1 pseudogene is annotated in these 748 nt (G+C 70.7%); it reads left to right on the top strand.

The window, feature by feature from the left end:
* Positions 1-748 (top strand): annotated as a pseudogene (locus B0F77_RS46135) (hypothetical protein); the annotation flags it as partial.

Here is a 748-nt window from a genome sequence, read left to right as displayed (position 1 = left end):
GGTGTTCGACGCGGCGACGTCGCTGCACCTCGCGTGGGGGCAGTTCCAGCCGGGGTCGCTGGGGGTGGTGTCGCAGAGCGGGCAGGTCGGGCTGGAGGTCGCCGGACTCGCGGCGGCGTCCGGGATGGGTGTCTCGCGGTTCGTGTCGGTGGGCAACCAGGCGGACGTGACGGCGGCGGAAGCGTTGCTGGACCTGGTTTCCCACGATCTGACCACCGTCGTCGGGGTGTATCTGGAGAGCTTCGGGCCCGGGATCGTGGCGGCCATGGGCCGGCTGCGCGCGGCCGGGAAGCCGGTGGTGCTGCTGACGGTCGGCTCTTCTCTTGCGGCGCAGGAAGCCGCTTTGTCTCACACGGGTGCGTTGACGTCCTCTTTGGACGTTGTCGACGCGGCTTGTCGTCGGGCGGGCGCGGTTCGGGTGACGACGCCGGCCGCGCTGGTGGACCTGGCGGCGGTGTTGTCCTCCGGTGTGCCACGCGGGTCCAGGGTCGGGATCATCTCCGACTCGGGTGGGCAGGGGGCGATCGCGGCGGATCTCGCCTGTGCCGCAGGACTTGTGGTTCCGGCGTTGCCCGGAAGAGCGAATCCCGTGGACCTCGCGGGGGCGGGGGAGCAGGACCTGGAGAACTACGCCCACGCGGTTTCGGACTTCGTGCGCGCGGGAGAAGTCGACACCGTCGTGTTGTCCGGCTACTTCGGCAGCTACGGAGAGGACACGCCGTCGCTGGAGGCCGCCGAGGTGGCGGTG

It is taken from the genome of Lentzea kentuckyensis (assembly GCF_002150765.1).
Taxonomy (GTDB): domain Bacteria; phylum Actinomycetota; class Actinomycetes; order Mycobacteriales; family Pseudonocardiaceae; genus Lentzea; species Lentzea kentuckyensis.
Note: the sequence above shows the minus strand (reverse complement) of the source record. Positions and strands in the feature narration are given on the sequence as shown.